The organism is Bacteroides coprosuis, from assembly GCF_020741705.1.
GTDB lineage: Bacteria > Bacteroidota > Bacteroidia > Bacteroidales > Bacteroidaceae > Bacteroides_E > Bacteroides_E coprosuis.
Window position 1 is genome coordinate 1 of record NZ_DYYK01000018.1, and the last position, 23,411, is coordinate 23,411.

Sequence of the window (23,411 nt, forward strand, 5' to 3'; positions counted from 1 at the left end):
TTCAGCTGAATCTTTCAATGCCAAACTTAAATCTTTCAGAGCTACATTCAGAGGAGTAGATGATGTAAAGTTCTATCTGTATAGAGTGATGATGCTATACGCTTAATTGTTAAATCCCCAACTTTACGGACAGACCCTTAGTTTGTGAATAACCTAGTTCTTTTAAGAGTGAAACTATACGGTCTTTAAAGTCCCCTTGTATAATAATCTCATTGTTCTTACTTGATCCTCCTACACCGCATTTACTTTTAAGAGCTTTTTCTAATCCTTTTAAGTCGGTTTCATTTCCTATAAATCCAGTGATTAGAGTTACCGTTTTGCCACCCCTATTCTTTCTATCCAACTGAACTCTTAACTTTTGCTGTTGTGGAGGAATTGTATCTGTTGATTCTTCCTCATTTTCTTCATATTGGAAATCTTGATTGGTGGAATAAACAACATTTAGACGTTGTTTCCAGTCGTTTTTTTTCATGGTTTCGTTCTTAATTTTAAATCAAAAATATGATTTTGGCGCTACTTTATCAAAGAAATTAAGAGAAAGATTGAAAAAGCTTTATTGTTATCTCTATTCATTGTTAATATTTTAGTGTAAATTTGTGTATTCTAATAAACAAGGAAATTATGAGTAATCAGATACCGTATCAACAAAAAGTAAAAGTACCAGAGCCAACCTTACGACGACTTCCATGGTATCTATCAAATGTGCGGTTGATGAAAAAACGCGGAGAGCAATATGTTTCGTCAACTCAATTATCTAAGGAAACAAATATAGACTCATCTCAAATAGCTAAAGATCTATCTTATGTAAATATCTCAGGTAAAACTAGAGTAGGGTATGAAGTAGATGCTTTAATATCTGTGCTAGAAGATTTTTTAGGATTTACTAGAATGCATAAAGCCTATTTATTTGGTGTAGGTAGCTTGGGAGGGGCTTTAATAAGAGATACTGGGTTGACTCATTTTGGGCTCGAGATTGTAGGGGGCTTTGATGTGAACCCTAAGCTAGTGGGTAAAAAAATTAATGGTATTCCTATTTATCATACAGACGATTTTATTGAAAAAATGAAAGATTCAGACGTTAATATAGGAGTCTTAACTGTACCTATAGAAATAGCTCAAGATATAGCAGATTATATGGTGAAAGGTGGAGTTCAAGCGATATGGAATTTTACACCTTTTAGAATTCGTGTTCCCGAAAATATTGTCGTGCAAAACACTTCTCTTTATGCACATTTAGCAGTTATGTTTAATCGCTTAAATTTTAATAAGTAAATTTTAGTATGAAAATAATATGCTTAGGTCGTAATTATGCTTCACTTCATAAAGATGGCTTAAATACACTTGATCCATTTGTGTTTCTCAAACCAGACTCAGCTTTTCTAAAAGATGGAAAGCCTTTTTTCCTTCCTGACTTCTCTTCCAATTTTAAATATGAGGGAGAGTTGGTTTTTCATATAAATAGATTAGGAAAAAATATTTCGGAACGTTTTGCTCATCGATATTATGATAAAGTAACTGTAGGTCTTGATTTGGCAGCAGAAGATATTTTATCTCATGCTAAAGAGCATGGTTTACCATGGGATTTATCGAAAGGGTTTGATAGTTCAGCTGTTATAGGTGATTTCATACCTGTTGCTAATTTGAATTTGGAGAATCTTAGATTTTCTTTAAATATAAATAAACAAACTGTACAAAGAGGGAATGCTAATGAAATGGTTTGGAGTATTGATCAAATAATAGCATATGTTAGTCGGTTTTATACATTGAAGATTGGTGATTTAATTTTCACAGGTACTCCCGAAGGAGCTGGAAAACTAGATATCGGTCAGCATTTTGATGGATTTATTGAAAATAATCAAGTATTAAGTTTAGATATACGTTAATATGAAAATAAGAGTAGGCTTTGGCTATGATGTTCACCAGTTTTCAGAAGGTCGTGATTTATGGTTAGGAGGTATAAAAATTGACTATGAGAGAGGATTAAAAGGCCACTCAGATGCCGATGTTCTTGTTCATGTTATTTGTGATGCTCTACTAGGAGCTGCAAACTTGAGAGATATTGGATTCCAATTTCCTGATACCGCTGGTGAATTTAAAGATATAGATAGTAAGATTCTTCTTAAAAGGACTGTTGCTCTTTTACAAGAGAAAGGTTTTTCAATTGGGAATATTGATGCTACTATTTGTGCAGAATTACCTAAATTAAATCCTTATATTCAAGAAATGAAGTGTGTTCTTGCTAGAGTGATGGGGATTGATGAAGAAGATCTTTCTATAAAAGCGACAACAACTGAAAAGCTTGGGTTCGTCGGTCGCCAAGAAGGCATTGCCGCTTATGCTACAGTGCTTATTGAAAAATAAGATAACCTTTAAATATATAGATTAAAGAGCCTAAGTTTAACTTCAGGCTCTTTTGTTTTATCAGATAGCATATATCATTAAAATCAATTACATTTGTGTATAACGAAAATAGCATGGACAAGAATAGGAATAAGCGTGTTTTGGTAGGTCTAAGTGGAGGTATTGATAGCTCTGCAACTTGCATAATGTTAATGGAACAAGGATATACACCTGTTGGTGTTACTATGCAAGTGTGGGGTGATGCACCTTCTGAAGCTAAAGAATTAGCTGATAGATTAGGTATGGAACACTATATAGCAGATGAACGTGATGATTTTAAGGCTTCGGTAGTTAAGAACTTTATTGATGAATATAGAAGTGGAAGAACTCCGAATCCATGTGTCATGTGTAACCCTCTTTTCAAATTTAGAATTTTAAAAGATTATGCTGATAAACTAAATTGCCAATGGATTGCTACAGGTCATTATTCTTTGCTCGAAGAACGCAATGGAAAAGTTTACCTTCTGGCTGGGAGAGATACAAAAAAAGATCAATCCTATTTTTTATGGAGATTAGGTCAAGATATATTGAGTCGATGTATGTTTCCACTTGGACCATTTGTGAAGACTGAAGTGCGTGAATATCTTAAGAATAAAGGATTTGTTCATAAGTCTGAGGAAGGTGAAAGTATGGAAGTTTGCTTTATTAAGGGTGATTATAGAGATTTTTTAAAAGAATACTATCCTGATTTAGATAAAGAAATTGGTAGAGGGTGGTTTGTTGATGCGAAAGGAAAGAAACTGGGTGAACATTTAGGTTACCCTTATTATACAATAGGACAGCGTAAAGGTCTTAATATTGCTTTAGGTAAACCTGCATATGTTTTAAAAATTAATGCCGACAAAAATACGGTTATGTTGGGTGATGCTTCAGATCTAGAAACTGGATATATGTTACTTGAAAAAGATGAATTAGTTGCCCCAGATGAAATTTTTGAATGTGATAATTTAACTGTTCGGGTACGTTATAGAAGTAAGCCTATTCCTTGTCAAGTAATTCGTTTAGAAGAAGGGAATTTATTAGTTAAGTTTAATGGATCTGCTTCAGCTATAACACCTGGTCAATCTGCAGTTTTTTACTCTGATAATAGGGTATTGGGTGGAGCATATATAGCTTCTCAAAAAGGAATAAACTGGATTGTAGAACAGAATAAAGATAAATATAATGCGTAAAATAGTTTTTTCATTTTCAGTGCTTTTATCACTGACAACTATTGCTTTTGCCCAAATAGACACACTAAAATATAGAATTAGCTTAACGGATAAGTTGAATTCAGAATATTGTATAGATAAACCTGAAGAGTTCTTGTCGGTTAAGGCTATAGAACGTAGAAAAAAACAAGGTCTTCCAATTGATGAAACTGATTTACCCGTTAACAAGACTTACATTAATCAGATAAAAGAGTCTGATTTGAACGTTGTAGCTGTGGGCAAATGGGATAACTTTGTCACAGTATCTTGCAATGACCCCAGAAAAATTGACTCTGTCAGAAAATTCCCTTTTATAAAGGATATAGAGTTGGTGTGGGAAGCCTCTGAAGCAGATAAGAAAAATAGAATATCCCAAAGAGATACCATTTCTAATGATATGAAATGGCTTGATACTTATTATGGTGTAGGTATAGAACAAATTCAAATAAGTGGAGTTGACAAACTTCATGCTGAGGGTTTTAAAGGGGAAGGTATTACCATTGCAGTAATTGATGCTGGATTTCACAATGTGGATAGTATTAAAGGAATGGATAATATAGAGATTCTTGGAACTAAAGACTTTGTGAATCCGACAAGTGATATTTTTGCTGAAAACAGTCATGGCATGGCAGTTTTATCTTGTATGGCAATGAATAAACCACATTATATGGTTGGTACTGCTCCCAAAGCTTCTTATTGGTTATTAAGAAGCGAGGATGATCGTTCAGAACATCTTGTTGAGCAAGATTATTGGGCGGCGGCAATAGAGTTTGCTGACAGTGTTGGTGTGGATGTCGTAAATACATCTTTGGGATATAATGAATTTGATGATAAGTCTAAAAACTATAGATATAGAGATTTAGATGGATCTCATGCTTTAATGTCTCGACAAGCTTCAAAAGTTGCAGATAAAGGGATGATTTTAGTTTGTAGTGCTGGTAATTCAGGAATGGGTTCATGGAAGAAAACAACCACTCCAGGAGATGCTTTTAATGTTATTACTGTTGGAGCTGTTGATAAAGAGGGCGTATTAGCTCCATTTTCTTCGATTGGAAATACAGCAGATGGTAGAATAAAACCTGATGTCGTAGCAGTCGGACTTTTTGCAGATGTAATGGGGACTGATGGTATCCTGACAACAGCAAATGGTACTTCGTTTGCTTCACCTATCATGTGTGGTATGGTAGCTTGTCTTTGGGAATCACTACCTCATCTTACTGCTTATGAAATTATAAAATTAGTACAGTCTGTTGGCGATCGAGTAGATTTTCCCAATAATATATATGGTTATGGTATTCCTAATCTTTGGCAGGCTTACTTGAAAGAGAAGAAATAAAGAATGAGTGAGAATATACTTTCCTTATTAGAGTTAAATAATCTTGTTCGACGTGGCATAGAAGCTTGCCTCCCTGATACTTATTGGATTCAGGCCGAGATAAGTGATGTTCGGTCGAATACTTCTGGTCATTGCTACCTTGAATTTATTCAAAAGGATGAAAGAACATCTTCACTTATAGCTAAGGCAAGAGGTGTTATCTGGTCAAATGTATTTCATGTATTAAGGCCCTATTTTGAAGAAACAACAGGAGAGACTTTTCATTCAGGGCTTAAGGTATTAGTTGAAGTAGAGGTTACTTTTCATGAATTATATGGTTATAGCTTAACAGTTCAAAACATTGATCCCACTTATACTTTGGGTGATATGGTTAAGAGGAGAACAGATATCCTAAAGCAGTTGGAAGAAGAAGGAGTACTAACTTTAAATAAGGAATTAGAGCTGCCATTATTAACTCAAAGGATAGCTGTCATATCTTCTGCTACTGCGGCTGGTTATGGCGATTTTTGCGATCAGCTGAAAGGTAATAGTTGGGGAATATCTTTTTATACAGAGTTGTTTCCAGCTATTATGCAAGGTGAGCAGGTAGAAAGAACGATATTAAATGCTTTAGATGCTATTCTTGCTCGTAAAAAAGATTTTGATGTTGTTGTGATTATACGAGGTGGCGGTGCTACGTCCGATTTGAGTGGGTTTGATACATATCTATTGGCAGCCTCATGTGCTCAGTTTCCTATGCCCATTATTACTGGAATAGGTCATGAAAGAGATGATACTGTTCTAGACGTTGTAGCGAATACAAGAGTGAAAACACCAACAGCAGCGGCAGAGTTTTTGGTTAATCGGATGATGAATGTTATAGGAAGACTAAATGACTTGTCTTTTCAACTAAAGACAAGTGTAGTACAGAAATTACAAATGGAAACTGAAAGACTTAATAGGCTTATTGCCAGGCTTCCATCTAATGTAAATCTTTCGATAGCTAATGAGAATTTTAAAGTTAAAGACTTATATAATCGTTTGAAATTGAGTACAAACTTGTATCTTAAGGACCAACAATACTTGCTAAGATCTATATCTCTTGAAATTAAAAGTATATCTCCGTATGAAATATTAAAGAAAGGATATGCTCTCTTATCACAAAATGGTGTGATAATTTCATCTATTAAAGATATTGAAGAAGACTCTGATATTATTATAAAAATGTATGATGGAGAGTCAAAAGCACACATAGAAAAGAAGACAGAATATGAATAAGAAAGATAAGTTGCCTAAAGACTATTCTACAGCGATCAAACGATTGGAGGAAATTGTTAATCATATTGAAGAACAGTCATTAGATATAGATCTACTAGCGAATCAAGTTAAAGAGGCTAATGCACTAATCAAATTTTGCTCAGGCAAATTAAACGAAGTAAACAAAGAAGTTGAGAAATTACTGTCTGAAGGAGATACTTCAGATAATCAATAAAAGTAAGTATAGTTCTTAATACCTAGAAATTATGAAATCAATAGATTGGTCGAACTTAGGTTTTGGATACGTCAAAACTGATTACAATGTTAGAATAAACTACCGTAATGGTGAGTGGGGTGAACTAGAAGTGTGTAGTGATGAATATATTAATATTCATATGGCTGCCACTTGTCTACACTATGGACAAGAAGCCTTTGAAGGAATGAAAGCTTTCAAAGGGAAAGATGGTAAAATTAGAATATTCCGTATTAAGGATAATGCAGAACGCTTACAAACTTCTTGTGAAGGAATTTGTATGGCGAAGCTTCCTATTGAAAAATATGAAGAAGCAGTTATCAAAGCTGTTAAACTAAATGAACGCTTTGTTCCACCATATGAAAGTGGAGCTTCTTTATATATCAGACCTATTCTTTTTGGCACTGGTGCTCAGATAGGGGTACACCCTGGAAAAGAATTTATGTTTGTGGTAATGGTTACTCCTGTAGGTCCTTATTTTAAAGAAGGATTCAAACCAAATCCTTATGCTATTCTTCGTCAGTATGATAGGGTGGCTCCATTGGGTACTGGTAGGTATAAAGTAGGTGGAAATTATGCTGCTGGAATGTTAGCAGGAGAACATGCGAAGTCTTTAGGTTATGCTGCAGTATTATTTTTGGATTCTAAAGAAAAAAAATATTTAGATGAATGCGGACCTGCCAATTTCTTTGGTATAAGAGGTACTTCTTATATTACACCACAATCAGACTCCATACTTCCTTCTATTACAAACAAGAGCTTAATGACTCTTGCTAAAGAAATAGGGTTGACAGTAGAACAGCGTCCTGTTTTAGAAGAAGAATTATCCACTTTTGATGAAGCTGGAGCATGTGGTACAGCTGCTGTAATTAGTCCAGTAGAGAGAGTAGATGATTTGGATATGAACAAATCTTATGTAATAAGTAAAGATGGTAAGGCTGGTCCTTATTCCACAAAACTATATAATAAACTAAGAGCTATTCAATATGGTGATGAATCAGATAAGTATGGTTGGATCACTATTGTTGAGTAATAGCAGATATCTTGTAGAAAAAGAATAAATTAATTCATGGCAAAAAACAAACTAGAGAAGTTTGCTGAAATGGCGGCTCTCCCTCATGTTTTTGAGTATCCTTTTCATGTATCACAAGCTATTCCTTTTGATATGAAGGGAAAGTGGAATAGTGATTTTTTTAAAAATGACAATCCTATTGTTTTAGAGTTGGGTTGTGGTAGAGGTGAATATACAGTAGGTCTGGGTGAAATGTTCCCTAATAAAAACTTTATAGGTGTTGATATTAAGGGAGCTCGCATGTGGGCTGGTGCAACAGAATCCCATAAAAAAGGAATGACGAATGTTGCTTTCTTACGAACTAATATCGAAATTATAGAACGATTCTTTGATAAAAATGAAGTAAGTGAAATCTGGTTGACATTTTCAGATCCACAGATGAAGAAAGCAACAAAAAGATTAACCTCTACTTATTTTATGGAGAGATATAGAAGCTTTTTAATAGATAATGGTCTTATTCACCTCAAAACCGATAGTAATTTTATGTTTACTTATACCCAATATATGGTTGAGGAAAATAAATTGCCCCTTCTTTTTTCTACAGAAGATTTATATCATTCTAATCTGGTAGATGATATTTTAGAAATTCAAACCTATTATGAAAAACAATGGATTAATAGGGGGTTATCTATTAAATATATGAAGTTCAAGTTACCCCATGAGGGAGTACTTTGTGAACCAGATGTGGAAATTGAATTAGACACATATAGAAGCTATAATAGAAGTAAGCGAAGTGGCTTACAAACTAGTAAATAAATAGAAATGACATTATATCCGAAATTAATTCTAGATGCACTGAAGAATGTGCGTTATCCTGGTAATGGTAAAAATCTAGTAGAAGCTGATATGGTGGATGATAATATACGAATAGAGGGGAATAAAGTGTCATTCTCCATCTTATTCGAGAAACCAACCGATCCATTTATCAAATCAGTGATAAAATCAGCTGAATCAGCGATTCTTACTTATGTAAGTAAAGATATCGATATTGTAGGTAATATTGAAGTAAATACCCGTAAAGCAGCTCGTCCTGAAGTAGGGAAGTTATTGCCTCAAGTTAAAAATATTATTGGCGTATCCTCTGGTAAAGGAGGTGTAGGTAAATCTACTGTTGCTTCCAATCTAGCTGTAGCGTTAGCTAAATTGGGCTACAAGGTTGGACTTCTTGATGCTGATATCTTTGGACCTTCTATGCCTAAGATGTTTCAAGTAGAAGATGCTAGACCCATGTTAGTGGAGGTAGCTAATAGAGAGTTGATAGAACCCATCGAAAAGTATGGGGTGAAATTATTATCTATTGGATTTTTTGTTGATCCTGATCAAGCTACTCTATGGAGAGGAGGAATGGCTAGTAATGCTTTAAAACAACTTATAGGTGATGCTAACTGGGGTGATTTAGACTATCTTTTGATAGACTTACCTCCAGGCACAAGTGATATTCATTTGACGATAGTTCAAACATTGGCTCTTACAGGTATCGTGGTAGTTAGTACCCCTCAAGATGTAGCTTTAGCTGATGCCAGAAAAGGAATTAACATGTTTACTAATGACAAAGTAAATGTTCCTATTTTAGGACTTATAGAAAATATGTCTTGGTTTACTCCTGCAGAATTACCTGAAAATAAATATTACATTTTTGGAAAAGATGGAGCTAAAAAGTTAGCAGAAGAAATGAATGTTCGCTTATTAGGTCAAATTCCTATTGTTCAGAGTATTCGTGAAGGTGGAGATACTGGTAGTCCTGTGGCTTTAAATGAAGATTCTATTACAGGAGCAGCATTTAAATCTGTCGCAGAGTCAGTTGTTGAGCAGGTTAACTTGAGAAATGAAAATCAAGACCCTACAAAAATAGTAGAGATAACTACTCGATAAAGGGAATATATAGTCGTTATAAACGTCATAAGAAAAGGTGGAGAACTTGAATGTTACTCCACCTTTTTATTATTGGTTATTTCGTTTTTTTCTAAGACGTTTATATTCTTGGATGATGTGTTTCCTACTTAATAAAATCTGATGTCTGTAAACAAAGAATGTTGTTGAAAAGTAAAAGCCTGTTTGAACCCAAAGTGCTTTATATTCAAATGCTACTTCATGTAAGGTAGCACCCATACTATTTAATCGTACATATCCATTTATACCAAATGTAGAAGGGAATAGATAAGAAACATACTTCCAAAACTCTGGCACAGCCGCTCCAGGCCAAGAAATACCGGATATAAATAAAAGAGGAACTGAGGTGAAAACAAAAATAAGCAAACTCGTTTCTCTGTTTCTTATTGCTACAGCAGCGGTCATAGCAAAGAAAATACAAGCTGCTAAATAAGGGATTATAAATAGTACTAAATTTTTAGCCTCACCTACTTGTGGAAGTGTGAATATTTTTGGAACAACGCATACTACATATAAGGCTAGAAGAATATAAAACATGAAGTAACCTAAGCCTTTGCCCAGTATTATACGTAAAGTACCAGTATAGTGTTTGTTGACAGGAATTAAATCTCTGAATTTATTGTTTTCTCGAGCTGTGCCAGCAGATGTGCCAATGCCGAGTAATAAGGTTTGCTGAATAATCAGAATTAATACAGCTGGAATTAAAAAGGCTGCAAATCCATTTGCGGGATTATACAATGCTACATCCTGGTATTCTATTGGGTAAGCTGTAATCTCATCTTCTCTTTCTGTGGTATTATGAGCTAGTTTTATTTTTATCTCTTTATTAAGGTCTAAGGAGACAGCTGTATTAGCCATCACTATTGCTTTATAATAGAGAAGTCCACTCATATCACAGAATAAACTAACTTGAGATTGTTTCCCTGTTGCCAAATTATTACTAAAGTCAGCTGGTATATAGATGATTCCATAAGCTTCTCTTAGTCTCATTTGTTCTTTAGCTTCTTCTAAGTCATTACAATAAGCCACAATGTTAACATCTGGGGTAGCATCTACTTTGTGTAGATATTTCCTACTTAAAGTGCTCTGAGATAAATCAACAACAACAGTAGGAACCTCTCTTACTACTTCATTAGTATAAATAAAAGCGTAAAGTAAAGGGTAGGCCAATGGTAGCAGTAATAAGAAAGTTAATACTGCTTCATCTTTAAAAGTAGCAACGAATTCCTCTTTCCAAATGTAGAAGACATCGTTAATACCCTCTTTAATTTTGTCTTTGAAACTATTTTCTTTCATTTAGGGCATGTGTTTATAATAAACTAGAGCCGTTTTTAATCGATTAAGCACAAGGAAAGGTAGTGCCATAAAGATTAACATTGCTACATAGTTACTCCATGCATATTCCATAGAGTATCCATTTAGAGCACTATTTACATATATAAGGAAATAGTGGCGTAAAGGGAATAAATTACTTAAAGCTTGTAATGTAGGATGCATAGCCATAACAGGAAAAGAAAATCCTGTAATGGAGAATGATAAAACTCCCCACAATGAAGCAGAACTTAAAGCTAGTCTTAATATTGGAGTTACTCCATACATAAATATAGCCAATCCTTGAGATGCTAGAATCAAGCCCAGCATACCTAATATCATAGGGCCTATTCCACCATTACAAGGGAATGATAAATACCCATATAAATAAGTAAGTATAAATCCACCCATAATCATCCATATAACTGTCTGCGGGAATAATTTACCCATTAAGGAAGTAAATATAGAACGGTTTCCTGTACGTAGCCATTGTCTTGAAGTTCCTTCTTTTATTTCTACACCAATTGAAAAAACAGTTACCATAAGAATCATTAAACACAAGACACCAGGTATGAGTGTATTGGATAAATAAACGGAGTAATTAAGCCATGGATTATTTAATGGATGAGTATCAATGGAAATAGGTCTTAGAATAGCCATCGCTTGTTGTTCTGACGCTCCTTTAGCATACAAAACAGTTCTTGCAGCTCCTCCAGCAGCTAATTCCCCCATTGTTTTCATATCCTTAAATAGAAGTGATCCTGCCACTAAGAATGAGTTATTGGTATAAAAAGATAGGGTAGGTTGTTTTTGACTTTGTGCCTGCTCTGATAATCCTCTAGGTAAATAAAAAAAACCATAAACTTCTCCTCTTTGCATAGCTCTACGAGCCTCTTCTATAGAGTTATAGTGATCAACAATCTTGGTTTGTTGAAAAGAGTTCAGGTTCCTTAAAATTTTTCTAGAGGTGGAAGTTTGATCAAGGTCAACAGCCGCAACAGGAAGATGATTTGGTAATCCTTCTTTCATCAGTGTCGTAAAAAAAATAGCTGAGAAAAGAGGTGCTATTATCATACAAAAGAGATATAATGGTCGACTATATAATCGGTGTACCTCTCTTTTGCATGTAGCCCAAAAACCTGTTTCTATATTCCTTCTTGCCATTTAATAATCTTATTTTTTTGTATAAATGACAGTCATTCCAGGACGTAATCGGTCTATCTTTTCTGTCGGGATAGCTTTTACTTCAAAAGTCTTAAGATCATACTGTCCAGTTGTCTTAGTGGCTTTCCAAGCAGCATAAGTTCCTATATCTTTCATATAAGTAACTTTCACGGTCATTCCTTTTTTATTTAGAGCAGGAATGAATGTATTAAATTCATCTCCAACATTTAACCCATTCAATAAGTCTTCTCTTACATTGAATGTAACCCACATATCATCAAGTACAGACACGTTCATAATTGGAGCACCTGTACCAACAAGTTCACCTACCTTAGGAAATATTTCTGATACTTCTCCATCCATTTGTGCTATAAGATAAGTCTCTTTTATATATGACTCTACTTCGGCAACAGCACCTTTTGCTCTGTCCACTAGTGCGGCAGCAGCCATTTTATCTTCTCTTTCAGCTCCATTTACAGCCATATCATATTGAGATTTAGCTGCTTTCTCTGTAGCTCGGGCAGCATCTCTTTGGGCTGTTATTTCATCAAGTTTTTGAGCAGGAAGTACACCTTTGTTATATAGGTTATTTACTCTGATGTATGATTTTTCCATCACTTCTAACCCAGCTTTGGCTTTTTGCCACATTTCATAAGCTGATTGAATAAGCTCTTGACGAGCTCCTTTTATAGCTTTTGCATTTTGAGCTTCAGCTGCAGCAGTAGCTGCTTTGGCTTGTTCAAGCTTAGCCATGACTTCTGGGGCTTCTAGTATAGCCAATGTATCACCAGCTTGGATTTTTTGCCCTTCGACAACTTTAAATTCAAGAATACGACCGGGTACTTTACTTGATACCCTATATTCTGTTACTTCTGCCTGACCTTCTATTATTTCAGGGCCTTTTTTAAGTAAGAAGAATCCTACAATAGTTACAATTCCTATAACTACTAATAACGTAATAAAAGCAAGTAAAATATTGCTCTTCTGTTGCTTCTCTGTTACCATTGATTTATAAATGTGTTTATTCTGTTAATGTACCTAATGCTTTCTTGAAATAGATATCGGTTAGTTTAACTTCTATCTGAGCATCTATTTTATCTGATTGAGCTGATAGCCATGCTGTATGTGCTTCTAAAACATTACTTACAGGTATTACTCCTTCTTGAAAACCATAAGTGGCATATTTTAGATTTTCATCTGCTTTTTCCATGTTTTTGCTGGCCATAGTTAATCGCTTACTAGCTTCATTAACCTTGAATGCAGATTGATTAATTTGTAACTCGATTTTTTCTTTGGCATCTGCTAATTGTAATTGAGTAACTCTTGCCTCAGCTTTAGCGGCTCTAGTTTTATAGAATCCTTGTCCCCAGTTCCAAATTGGAATTTTTACAGCAACTCCTATATTCCACATTCCTCTAAATTTATTTTCAAAGCCATTATAGAATGATGGGTTAGTTACTATATAGTTTCCCGATAGAGCTATGTTTGGGAGATATTCAGAACGGGTCAATCTTATCTTTTGTTCGTAAATTTGAGTAGCTAACATCAAACTTTTTACTTCAGGTCTTTTGGAATAGGCTTGTTCTAAATCAAAGTCAGAATAAATAGCTGCGGTAGGAAGATCATTCACTTGTTCATCTATTAAAGTTATAGGTGATTTTAAATCAATACCACAAACTTGGCAAAGTAGCATTCTCGATAAAGCTAAACCATCTTTTACCTTAGTCAGTGTCATCTCAGCTTCATTAACTTTTACACGGATAGATAGCCCGTCTGCTTTGGTTGCCATACCTTCATCAATGAGGTGTTGTACATCTTGGTCAAGCTTATTAAGTAATTCTAAAAAACTTGTTGCAAGTTTTTCTTTATTAACCAGAGATACAACCTGCCAGTAAGATTGATCTACAGTAAGGATTACTTCTTGCAACTCGCTATTGTGTGCTTGATGTGCTAACTCTTCTGCAAATTTTGTAATCTTATTGTAGGCTCTTATTTTTCCACCCATATATAGAGGTTGAGTGATAGAGATAGCTCCAGCATAAACATCTCTTGTGTCTGTGCGAACCCCTTCAATTAATGCTTCACTAAAATTTCCTAACTCTGTAAAAGCTTCATCTCCTAGTCCTTGGATTAATGATTTAATCTTTGGATTATCACTGCCTAAAATATCAGCCAATTGATATATTCTTGACTTTGCATTAGGGGCTAAATTATTAATCTCTTTCTTCTGGTCGTTATTTAAAACCGAAAATTCTTTTTGATTTCTAAAATATGTACCAGTGGCAGATACACTTGGTAAGTACGAAGTAAACGCCGCCTTTTTTGAATTGTGGGCGGCGGTAATCTTCTCTTGTGAAATATGTAGTTGTTTACTATGCTCTAAGGCTAGTGAACGGCAGTCTGATAGCGATAAAAGTTCTTGTGCATTTACGTAGCTATAACTGAGATTACTTGCTACGATAATCAGAGTATACCATATTTTTTTCATAAACATTTGTGTGTTTCGTTACTTGTTCTTAAGGGCAAAAGTACAATTATTAAATCTGATTGTTAAGACAAGTAGGGCTAAGTTTTCTCTTTTACTTGTCAAAGTTGAATGAACTTGATCCAATCAAGGTTCCATCAGCAAATATATCTACACGGTAACTACCTGGATATAAGAATTCTTCGATATCCCAATAAACAACTATTTTTTGTTCTTCACCATCATATTCGATGTATTTCTTTATCGAATAGGGTAGTTCTCTATTCTCATATTTGAATGTGAGGCTTTGATCTTTTGTTAATACTGTTTGGTCAGGTTTCGTAATTCTTACATAGAGAGTTCTATCCCCAGTTTCTGCTGTGATATTTTTTACAATAGTAAAACCTATGTGGAACTTGGTAGCATCTTTCATCTTTTTAGCTTCTTTTCCTCTTCGGTTTTTAGCCTCCATCCAGAGGTTTGTAACGTCAAGTTGAGCAGCTAATGATACTCTTTGATTCAGTTTCTTCTTTTCTTGTGAAAGAGAACTTACTTGCCTTGTTGCTGTATCATATTTTTTAGTTACTTCTGCTATAATCTCTTTTTGCTGTTGTGTTAATCGATTCAAAGAATCAATTTGGTTGATATAGCTCACCATAACTTTGCGTAGAGTAGATAATTCTTTCTTTAGTCGACGTATTTCTAATGCATTACTACTTTTTACTGTACGTAACTCTTCTAGTAATCTTTGGGTCTTAGTTTGTTCTTTTTCTAATAATTCTGCTAAAGAGTCATTGCTGACAGTAAGTTGTAATTCGTCGTACTGTTTTGCAAAAGAAGTATACTCGTTTTCAAGATCTTCTTTTTCCAACTCAAAGCTCTCAACTAACTCTATATTAGTCTTTTTCTCAAAAACAAATAAGAAAATAAACGCCAACATTATGATACTCAATATGGCAATCAAAATAATTAGTGTCTTTGGGCTTTTTTTCATTTTATTTATTATTAACTTTGATTACGTACAAAAATAGTGTTTTATAACTGATTGTATAACTTGTTTCATTAAAAATATTAAGGAAATATTTCCCTAATCCAAAATGGTTTGTTATTTTTGTATTACGAATAGATACAGATAATAGTTTTTTAGAAGCTATTCATATATATTATAAACAAAAACAGATTATTATGTCAAAAGTAACCGTAGTAGGTGCAGGTAACGTAGGTGCAACTTGTGCTAATGTTTTAGCTTTTAACGAAGTAGCAGACGAAGTAGTAATGCTAGACGTTAAGGAAGGTGTTTCAGAAGGTAAAGCAATGGATATGATGCAAACAGCTCAACTTTTAGGTTTTGATACTAAGGTTGTTGGTTGCACAAACGATTATGCAAAAACAGCAAACTCTGATGTTATTGTAATTACTTCAGGTATTCCTCGTAAACCAGGTATGACTCGTGAAGAACTTGTAGGTGTTAATGCAGGTATTGTAAAAACTGTTGCTGAAAATGCTCTTAAACATTCTCCAAAAGCAATTCTAGTTATTATTTCTAACCCAATGGATACAATGACTTATCTTGCACTTAAAGAATTAGGTCTTCCTAAGAACCGTATCATTGGTATGGGTGGTGCACTAGATAGCTCACGTTTCAAATACTTCTTATCTCAAGCTCTAGGTTGCAACGCTAACGAAGTAGAAGGTCTAGTTATTGGTGGTCACGGTGATACAACAATGATTCCTTTGACTCGTTTCGCTACATATAAAGGTCTTCCTGTTACAAACTTCCTTTCAGAAGAAAAACTTGCTGAAGTTGCTAAATCAACAATGGTTGGTGGTGCTACATTAACAGGTCTTCTTGGAACATCAGCTTGGTATGCACCAGGTGCTGCTGGAGCATTTGTAGTAGAATCTATTATTCATAACCAAGGTAAAATGGTTCCATGTTCTGTATATCTTGAAGGAGAATATGGTGAAAAAGACATTTGCTGTGGTGTACCAGTAATTTTAGGTCGTAACGGTATTGAAAAAATCGTTGAACTACCACTTAACGATACAGAAAAAGAAGCATTCAAAGCTAGTGCTGCTGCTGTACGTAAAGTTAATGCTGGTCTTAAATTATAATTAAGAAAATAGTAACAGTATTTAGTTATGGAATTAAAGAGGCAATCTTCGGATTGCCTCTTTTTTTGGGTTTTTACAGAGAGTATTTAAGGCTTAAAAGCTCTCATAAAGGTAATATTGAGTGTTACTAAACAATCTTGATAGTATTGTAGATAATTGTAAAAGTTAGAAAAGAATAATCGGGCGATATTTATAGGGTTAACTGAATTATCTCAAAATATAAATTAATGAATTCTAGATTACTTCTTTCTACACTCACAATGAGCTGTGTTACTAGCGGACTAATAGCTCAGAATAAAAATCAGCCTGATAAACCCAATATACTTTGCTTAGCATTTGAAGATACGAGTGCTTTTCTTTTTGGATGTTATGGCAATGATCAAGTTCATACTCCCCATATTGATAAGTTAGCAAGAGAAGGTGTGCAATTTATGAACGCATGGTCTACTGCTCCACAAAGTTCTCCTGCTCGATCTTCTTTAATTACTGGTTCGTATGCTACAACTTATGGTATGGATGTGCACCCCGTAGCTCACATAACACCTAAAAATATATTATTTCCTGAGCTTTTGAAGAATGCAGGATATTATTGTACAAATAATAGTAAAACTCATTATAATACGAAACTGAATAACAAAAGCTGCTGGAATGATTGCCGAAGAGAGGCTACGTACAATCATTCTGATAGGGATGCTCTGCAACCCTTCTTTTCTGTTTTTAACAGTGAGGCTTCACATATGGGAAGAATGCGCACATTTCATATGGAAGGTAGAAGGGATTATCTCCAAGAGGGTATTAATATAGACAGTTTGGTTTTACCTCTTCACTTTCCTGATTTGCCTGAAATGTACTCAGACTATGCAGCACATTTAGAAGCAGCTCAAGATATAGACAAATGGGTTGGAACCTTTCTAGCCGACTTAGAGGAGAGAGGATTGTCTGAGAATACCATCATTTTTGTGTATAGTGATCATGGTGGTTGTTTACCTCGAGGCAAAGGGTATTTATATGAAACAGGGTTAAAGATTCCTTTTGTGGTTTATTTTCCTCCTAAGTGGAAGCATTTGGCAAAAACAAATATTCCATCTCAACAGAAAGATTTGGTGGGGTTTGTTGATTTTGCTCCTACAATTTTGAGTTTAGCTGGAGTCTCTATTCCTGAGTCTATGCAAGGAAAAGCTTTTATGGGTGAGGAAAAACAGCCAGCTCAAGAATATCAGTATGCTTTTGCAACGAATCAGTTGCATCACTATATGCCCGTAAGAGCGGTAACCGATGGGAAGTACAAATACATAAGAAACTATATCCCTTATAGACGAACATCTCTTCGTAATTACTATCAATGGGGAATGCCAGCTAATATAGCTTGGGATACTTATGTTTTTTCAGGTAAAAATGAAAATCCTATATGGAATTTACCTTATGAAATTCAGCCTTCTGAATTGTTGTTTGATTTGGAAAGTGATCCTTGGGAAATGAACAACTTGGCTGCTACACAAGAATACCGAAATGTATTAGAACGCTTTAGAGAAAAAGCAAGTACGCATATAAGAAAAACACATGATTTAGGTTTCTTTCTACCTAGTTCACGAGAAGGGGTAAATATTTACTCTTATGTAAGAGAGGGACATTATCCTTTAGAGGATTTATATAATCTTGTTGAACTAGCAAGTTCTGCTCAAGAAAAAGACATTGATGATTTATTAGCTCATTTGAAAAACCCATTAAAGGAGTTTAGATATTGGGCTGTAGTTGGATTGGGAAATCTTGCCCAAGCTGGTTATTTACAAAACACACCGCAAGAACTACTTGAGATATTGTCAGAAGAAGACCCGTATCTTTCTGCTGAGGCTGCTTATGCACTTTATTATTCTGGGGCACAAGAGAAGGCTTTAGAGTATTTAGTGGATTTTGATAATGCTGAATCTTCCAAGATGAAGTTTTCTATTCTAGAATGTCTTTCTAAAGATAAATCGACTCATTCTGATTTATCGCAATTTAAAGATCGCCTTCTCTATGCCGAAGAGAATATGCCTGCTCAGGCCAATGAAGATCCAGGACTTATGGCTAAGGGAATACTTGCTGATATGGGTATAATAGAAGTGAAAGATATTTATAGCTCTTTTTATGAACAAGGAGTTAAATTAAATAAGGGACGTCGAATTAGTCGTTCAAAACCTTAAATACTAGATGGATGAAAAAATTATTGTTATTGTTTTTAGTGAGTGCTTGTACTCATGCAGATGCGACAACTGAGCTTGATAATGAGCAAAGTCAAACTGGACAAAATACAGAAGTCGAAACTGAAAAAGGGGTTATAGCTTTGCCTCATAGAGTAAATGTACAAAGTGAATATGCACCAAGTGAAGCTATAATAGATGGTGAATGGGTTGCAGTGGGGTCTAAGAAGAAACATGCAATTGGTCGAGATTATGATCTTCTATTTAATGGTAAACCTTCTTTTCGTTTCGAATTAAAGGCAGATGACAATTCTTTATCGGGTTATGAAGAGGGTACGACAAAAGGGAGAGCTGAGTTATCCTATTGTTATGCTACTAAAAAGGATTTTGAAGGTCAGCCAGTTAGAGTTTATGAGTCTGCTCAAAAATTAAAAACGGTTTATCACCACGGTAAAGGTATCTGTTCTCAAGGTAGTTCAATGGCTTATGAGTTTTCTGTTTATATACCATCAGATATAGATGAAAGTGTATCTACCATTTTTGCTCAGTGGCATGGTATGCCGGATAGGAGGCTAGTTGAAACCCCTGATGGAGAACTTAAGATGCTAACGACTGAAGAGTTTTTACAATTAGATAAAACTACTCTTTTTGAAAAAGATACAGGGTATGAGAAAATCGAAGTAATTGATAAAAAGACTGGAGAGATTAAATATAAAAAAGGCAAACCCAATGGTTGGAAGATAGAGCAAGGAGGATATCCTCCCTTGGCTTTTGGCTTTACAGATGGGTTGTTTTATATCAAAGCAAATTCAGATAGAAAATGGCTGTCTGATAAAACAGATCGCTGTAATGCTAGTCCGTTGAAGAGTGATATACTCGTACCCAAAAAGAGTCTTTATAAAGTTTCTACGATTGCTTATAAAATGGCAATGAATGATTTTCCAAAAGATACTTGGGTTTCTTTTAAAGTAAATGTGGATTGGACTCAATATAGTGGACAATCTGAACGCATTGTAAAGGGAGGACGTTTAGATGTTTCTATGTCTTATGAAAAAAACAATAAACCCCAATCTATAATTCTTGTAGATGATGCTGATATTTTAATTGGAAGAAATGATGAAGATGGATATTACTTTAAATTTGGTATCTATAGAGTAGGGAATAGTACAGTTCCTGTTTTGTATCATTTAGCAGGTTACAAAGAATACCAGCGTAAGTAAAAAGTATAAATACTGAAACAAATAACACCGATAGGAGAATGTCATATCGGTGTCATCGTATCATCATGTCGGTGTCATGATGATACGATGACACCGACACAATATTCTCATGCATCTGCTAATAATGCTTGTTTCAGACGAATATTTTGGATTTATCTTTTATCGGCACCCCACATGAGCTTATCTCTAAGGGTATCGTAAAAATGATGATTTTGTCTTTTTACTACTTGAACAGAATAATCGGCTTTGCTAATACAAAGCTCTGTGTCATCATTGCAAGTATAGCTTCTACCATCTATCGAAACTAAGAAATTATGATTTCTACTTTCTATTTTTAGGTGTACGGTAATGTTGTCACGGATAATAAAAGGACGCACGTTTAAGCTATGTGGTGCTACAGGGTTAATAACTAGTGTTTTTGAGTTTGGTTCTACTATAGGGCCACCTACACTTAGAGAATAAGCCGTAGATACTGTAGGAGTAGCAATGATTAATCCATCCGATTGATAAGTTGCTAGATAAGAGTTGTCTATGTGTGTATGTATAGTTATCATAGAAGCATCATCTCTCTTTAAAATAGCTATTTCATTTAAAGCAAAAGGGCTTTTAATCTTAGGATGATTACAGCCGAGTTGTAAAACACATCTTTTTTCTATCTCGTATTTACCTTGTAATATTTCTTCAATGGTTTGCTCCATATTTTCAGGGGAGACATCTGCCAAGAAACCTAAGCGACCTGTATTGATTCCAATAATTGGAATTTCTTTATTCCCAACTTTACGGGCTGCTTTCAAAAAGGTTCCATCTCCACCAATACTAATCACCATATCTGCAGAAAAATTGTTATCTTCGAACAAAATAGGTGCTTTATTCATTTCTCCTAATGATGGTTTGATGAACTCATAAAAACTCCGACACATCTTAACTGTTGCCCCTTTAGAGAAAAGAATATGGAGCAAGTTTTTTGTATGAATAGCTTTTTCTACTTGATAGTTATTTCCTATGATTGCGAATTCCATATAAACAATGTTGAATACACTTGCAAAAGTGCTCTTTTTTTTCCTAATTCTGTCGGGTTATCACTAATATTTGTAAATTTGCCTAAAAGAATAGGTTTAAAATTATGACTAAATTAAGCGTTAATATAAACAAAGTTGCCACTCTAAGAAATTCTAGAGGCGGTAATGTGCCTAATGTAGTTCAAGTAGCTAAAGATTGCGAAAGATTTGGTGCCGATGGCATCACTATACACCCCCGCCCAGATGAGCGACACATTACACGAAAGGATGTTTTTGATTTGCGTCCTATTATTACAACAGAATTTAATATTGAAGGTTATCCATCAAGAGATTTTATTGACTTAGTGTTAAGTGTGAAACCTCATCAAGTAACACTTGTGCCTGATTCTCCTGATCAGCTAACGTCTAATGCTGGTTGGAATACAAAAGAACATCAAGCTTTCTTGCGAGAAGTGTTAGATGAGTTTAATACAGCAGGTATTCGCACTTCTGTTTTTATTGAAACAGACAAAGAGATGATTGAATATGCTGCAAAAGCAGGAGCTGATAGAGTAGAGCTCTATACAGAGCCTTATGCCTTAAATTACCCTACTGATCCAGCAACAGCAGCAGCTCCCTTCATTGAAGCTGCGAAATTGGTTAAAAGTTTGGGTATGGGTTTGAATGCCGGTCACGATTTAAATTTAGAGAACTTAAATTATCTTTATAACAACATTCCATGGTTGGATGAAGTTTCTATTGGACACGCACTAATAAGCGATGCACTTTACTTAGGACTAGAGAAAACCATTCAGGAGTATAAAAAATGTTTATCCGAATGATGAATACACTACTATCAGTTGCCCAAGTGGCAGTTAACGAAGTGGACACTTTAGCTGGAGCAGGAATAGCCCAAGTAGCAGAGTCAGAACAAATGAATCTTTTAACGATGGCCGCTAAAGGTGGCTGGATTATGATTGTTCTAGCAATCTTATCTCTCATTTGTTTTTATATTTTCTTTGAACGTATTTATGTGATACGTAAGGCTAGTAAAGATGTCCCCGATTTTATAGACAAGATAAAAGCCGATATTCTTAGTGGAAATATCAAAGGTGCATTGGAATACTGTCAGTCTGTAAACACCCCTGCAGCAAGAATGATTGAAAAAGGAATTAATCGTTTGGGAAGACCTGTAAATGATGTCCAAGCCGCTATCGAAAATGTAGGAAACCTAGAGGTGTCTAAACTCGAAAAAGGGCTAAACTTTATGGCTACTATAGCAGGTGGTGCACCGATGATTGGCTTCTTAGGTACTGTTACCGGTATGGTAAGAGCCTTTTATGAAATGGCTAATGCAGGTAATAATGTTGATATAACACTCTTGTCAGGAGGTATCTACGAAGCGATGATCACAACAATTGGTGGTCTTGTAGTAGGTATTATCGCAATGTTTGCTTATAATTACTTAGTGTCTTTAATTGATGGTATAGTGAATAATATGGAGTCAAAAACTATGGCTTTCATGGACTTGTTAAATGAGCCAGCTAAATAGATTAGCAAAACAATTTATCAAGTATAAATAGAAAGAGAAGAGAATGTTAAAAAGAAGAACAAAAATATCTCCGAGCTTTAGTATGGCTTCCATGACCGATGTAATCTTTCTATTGCTGATATTCTTTATGATTACATCTACTGTGGTTTCTCCTAATGCTATTAAAGTATTATTGCCACAAGGAAAACAGCAAACGTCAGCTAAGCCATTGACTCGTGTGATAATAGACAAAGACTTAAACTTCTATGCAGCTTTTGGAAATGAAAAAGAACTAATGCTAGAGGTGGATGATTTGCCTGTCTTTTTACAAGAGTGTGCGTTGAGAGAACCCGAAATGTATGTTGCTCTTTATGCCGATGAAGCGGTACCTTATAGAGAAATTGTAAAGGTACTCAATATCGCAAATGAGAACCAGTTTAAAATGGTTTTAGCAACTCGCCCTCCAGAAGGAAGATAACAGAATGAAGACAAAAGAGAAAGGTCGCATAATTGGTGCTATTGGTGCAATCCTTGTCCATTTACTCCTAATTGGGTTTTTGGTGTGGTTTACTATTGTAATACCTGAACCCGATGAAGAGAGTGGAGTTCCTATACTTATGGGACAAGTGGACTATGCTATTGGTGGGGAACGTGTAGATCACTATGTTGATGTGGATGTTCTACCTGAAGAGCCCAAAGTAGAACCAATACCAGTGGAGACTGAAGAGATAAAGCAAGAGTTAATCACTCAAGATGTGGAGGAAACTGTTGCTTTGGAACCCAAAAAAGAAAAAGAGAAGCCTAAAGAAAAAACTCCCGAAGAGTTGGCTGTTGAAGCTAAGAAGAAAGAGCAGGAACGTTTAGAACGTGAACGTAAAGAGGCGGAAGAGGCTAAAAAAAGAGAAGAGCAGAGAATAGAAAAAGAGCAAAAAGCTGCAGAAGAAGCTGCTCGTAGACGTGTTGCTGGAGCCTTTGGTAAAGGTGCACAAATGGATGGCACAAATACCGCTTCAGAAAAAGTAAAAAATGCTTTTGATGGCATACCTTCCAC

At 35.0% G+C, this 23,411-nt stretch carries 24 protein-coding genes; 17 read left to right on the forward strand and 7 right to left on the reverse strand.

Features of this window, described 5'->3' with window-relative positions; genetic code table 11:
* Nucleotides 1-109: 109 nt before the first annotated feature.
* Nucleotides 110-472, reverse strand: a complete 363-nt coding sequence (locus K8V80_RS01085; protein WP_276774816.1) for a translation initiation factor — start codon at nt 470-472, stop codon at nt 110-112.
* Nucleotides 473-621: 149 nt separating this feature from the next.
* Between K8V80_RS01085 and K8V80_RS01090 the strand changes: the two genes are divergently transcribed.
* The 10 genes from K8V80_RS01090 (at nt 622) to K8V80_RS01135 (ending at nt 9,359) form a co-directional block, all read left to right on the forward strand.
* Nucleotides 622-1,272 (forward strand): redox-sensing transcriptional repressor Rex, encoded by a 651-nt coding sequence (locus K8V80_RS01090; protein ID WP_006743545.1) that lies wholly within the window; start codon nt 622-624, stop codon nt 1,270-1,272.
* Between the two features lie 8 nt (nt 1,273-1,280).
* The gene (locus K8V80_RS01095; RefSeq protein WP_276774822.1) at nt 1,281-1,883 is read left to right on the forward strand and encodes a fumarylacetoacetate hydrolase family protein; all 603 of its coding nucleotides are present in this window, start codon (nt 1,281-1,283) and stop codon (nt 1,881-1,883) included.
* A gap of 1 nt (nt 1,884) precedes the next feature.
* Nucleotides 1,885-2,361: a 2-C-methyl-D-erythritol 2,4-cyclodiphosphate synthase gene (gene ispF, locus K8V80_RS01100; protein WP_006743543.1), complete on the forward strand. Its 477-nt coding sequence runs from the start codon at nt 1,885-1,887 to the stop codon at nt 2,359-2,361.
* Between the two features lie 113 nt (nt 2,362-2,474).
* Complete coding sequence (gene mnmA, locus K8V80_RS01105) at nt 2,475-3,572, forward strand: tRNA 2-thiouridine(34) synthase MnmA (protein WP_276774826.1); 1,098 nt, start codon at nt 2,475-2,477, stop codon at nt 3,570-3,572.
* A complete protein-coding gene (locus K8V80_RS01110) occupies nt 3,565-4,926 on the forward strand; it encodes a S8 family peptidase (RefSeq protein ID WP_276774829.1) in 1,362 nt (453 codons plus the stop codon). The genes mnmA and K8V80_RS01110 overlap by 8 nt, the downstream gene beginning before the upstream one ends.
* Before the next feature lie 3 nt (nt 4,927-4,929).
* Nucleotides 4,930-6,183, forward strand: coding sequence for an exodeoxyribonuclease VII large subunit (xseA, locus tag K8V80_RS01115; RefSeq protein WP_006743540.1), 1,254 nt, complete (start codon nt 4,930-4,932; stop codon nt 6,181-6,183).
* Entirely contained in the window at nt 6,176-6,397 is a 222-nt protein-coding gene (xseB, locus tag K8V80_RS01120) for an exodeoxyribonuclease VII small subunit (RefSeq protein WP_006743539.1), read from the forward strand. Before xseA ends, xseB begins: the two co-directional genes overlap by 8 nt.
* 31 nt (nt 6,398-6,428) lie before the next feature.
* Nucleotides 6,429-7,448, forward strand: coding sequence for a branched-chain amino acid aminotransferase (locus K8V80_RS01125; RefSeq protein WP_006743538.1), 1,020 nt, complete (start codon nt 6,429-6,431; stop codon nt 7,446-7,448).
* Nucleotides 7,449-7,484: 36 nt separating this feature from the next.
* On the forward strand, nt 7,485-8,243 hold the full coding sequence (gene trmB, locus K8V80_RS01130; protein WP_006743537.1) for a tRNA (guanosine(46)-N7)-methyltransferase TrmB: 759 nt from the start codon (nt 7,485-7,487) through the stop codon (nt 8,241-8,243).
* A 6-nt stretch (nt 8,244-8,249) separates the two neighbouring features.
* Nucleotides 8,250-9,359 (forward strand): Mrp/NBP35 family ATP-binding protein, encoded by a 1,110-nt coding sequence (locus K8V80_RS01135; protein WP_006743536.1) that lies wholly within the window; start codon nt 8,250-8,252, stop codon nt 9,357-9,359.
* Between the two features lie 69 nt (nt 9,360-9,428).
* Here the strand turns inward: K8V80_RS01135 and K8V80_RS01140 are convergent, their stop codons facing one another.
* From K8V80_RS01140 to K8V80_RS01160, 5 genes are all read right to left on the reverse strand, one after another.
* Nucleotides 9,429-10,673 (reverse strand): ABC transporter permease, encoded by a 1,245-nt coding sequence (locus K8V80_RS01140; protein WP_276774838.1) that lies wholly within the window; start codon nt 10,671-10,673, stop codon nt 9,429-9,431.
* On the reverse strand, nt 10,674-11,852 hold the full coding sequence (locus K8V80_RS01145) for an ABC transporter permease (RefSeq protein WP_276774841.1): 1,179 nt from the start codon (nt 11,850-11,852) through the stop codon (nt 10,674-10,676).
* 9 nt (nt 11,853-11,861) lie between these two features.
* Nucleotides 11,862-12,857: an HlyD family secretion protein gene (locus K8V80_RS01150; RefSeq protein WP_006743533.1), complete on the reverse strand. Its 996-nt coding sequence runs from the start codon at nt 12,855-12,857 to the stop codon at nt 11,862-11,864.
* 16 nt (nt 12,858-12,873) lie between these two features.
* Entirely contained in the window at nt 12,874-14,340 is a 1,467-nt protein-coding gene (locus K8V80_RS01155) for a TolC family protein (RefSeq protein ID WP_276774844.1), read from the reverse strand.
* A 91-nt stretch (nt 14,341-14,431) separates the two neighbouring features.
* Nucleotides 14,432-15,256: a hypothetical protein gene (locus tag K8V80_RS01160; protein WP_423773051.1), complete on the reverse strand. Its 825-nt coding sequence runs from the start codon at nt 15,254-15,256 to the stop codon at nt 14,432-14,434.
* Nucleotides 15,257-15,501: 245 nt separating this feature from the next.
* Between K8V80_RS01160 and mdh the strand changes: the two genes are divergently transcribed.
* From mdh to K8V80_RS01175, 3 genes are all read left to right on the forward strand, one after another.
* Entirely contained in the window at nt 15,502-16,431 is a 930-nt protein-coding gene (gene mdh, locus K8V80_RS01165; RefSeq protein WP_006743530.1) for a malate dehydrogenase, read from the forward strand.
* 227 nt (nt 16,432-16,658) lie between these two features.
* Nucleotides 16,659-18,614, forward strand: coding sequence for a sulfatase-like hydrolase/transferase (locus K8V80_RS01170; RefSeq protein WP_276774851.1), 1,956 nt, complete (start codon nt 16,659-16,661; stop codon nt 18,612-18,614).
* Between the two features lie 11 nt (nt 18,615-18,625).
* Nucleotides 18,626-19,831, forward strand: coding sequence for a heparin lyase I family protein (locus K8V80_RS01175; RefSeq protein ID WP_276774854.1), 1,206 nt, complete (start codon nt 18,626-18,628; stop codon nt 19,829-19,831).
* Nucleotides 19,832-19,983: 152 nt separating this feature from the next.
* Here the strand turns inward: K8V80_RS01175 and K8V80_RS01180 are convergent, their stop codons facing one another.
* Nucleotides 19,984-20,850 (reverse strand): NAD kinase, encoded by an 867-nt coding sequence (locus K8V80_RS01180; RefSeq protein ID WP_276774857.1) that lies wholly within the window; start codon nt 20,848-20,850, stop codon nt 19,984-19,986.
* Nucleotides 20,851-20,954: 104 nt separating this feature from the next.
* Between K8V80_RS01180 and K8V80_RS01185 the strand changes: the two genes are divergently transcribed.
* From K8V80_RS01185 to K8V80_RS01200, 4 genes are all read left to right on the forward strand, one after another.
* Nucleotides 20,955-21,671 carry a pyridoxine 5'-phosphate synthase gene (locus tag K8V80_RS01185; protein WP_006743526.1) on the forward strand — a complete coding sequence of 239 codons (717 nt, stop codon included), beginning with the start codon at nt 20,955-20,957 and terminating at the stop codon, nt 21,669-21,671.
* A complete protein-coding gene (locus K8V80_RS01190) occupies nt 21,671-22,381 on the forward strand; it encodes a MotA/TolQ/ExbB proton channel family protein (protein ID WP_040310247.1) in 711 nt (236 codons plus the stop codon). The genes K8V80_RS01185 and K8V80_RS01190 overlap by 1 nt, the downstream gene beginning before the upstream one ends.
* Before the next feature lie 43 nt (nt 22,382-22,424).
* Nucleotides 22,425-22,838: an ExbD/TolR family protein gene (locus K8V80_RS01195; RefSeq protein ID WP_276774859.1), complete on the forward strand. Its 414-nt coding sequence runs from the start codon at nt 22,425-22,427 to the stop codon at nt 22,836-22,838.
* Between the two features lie 4 nt (nt 22,839-22,842).
* Nucleotides 22,843-23,411, forward strand: a 569-nt coding sequence (locus tag K8V80_RS01200; RefSeq protein WP_276774861.1) for an energy transducer TonB, incomplete at its 3' end; no start/stop codon positions are given.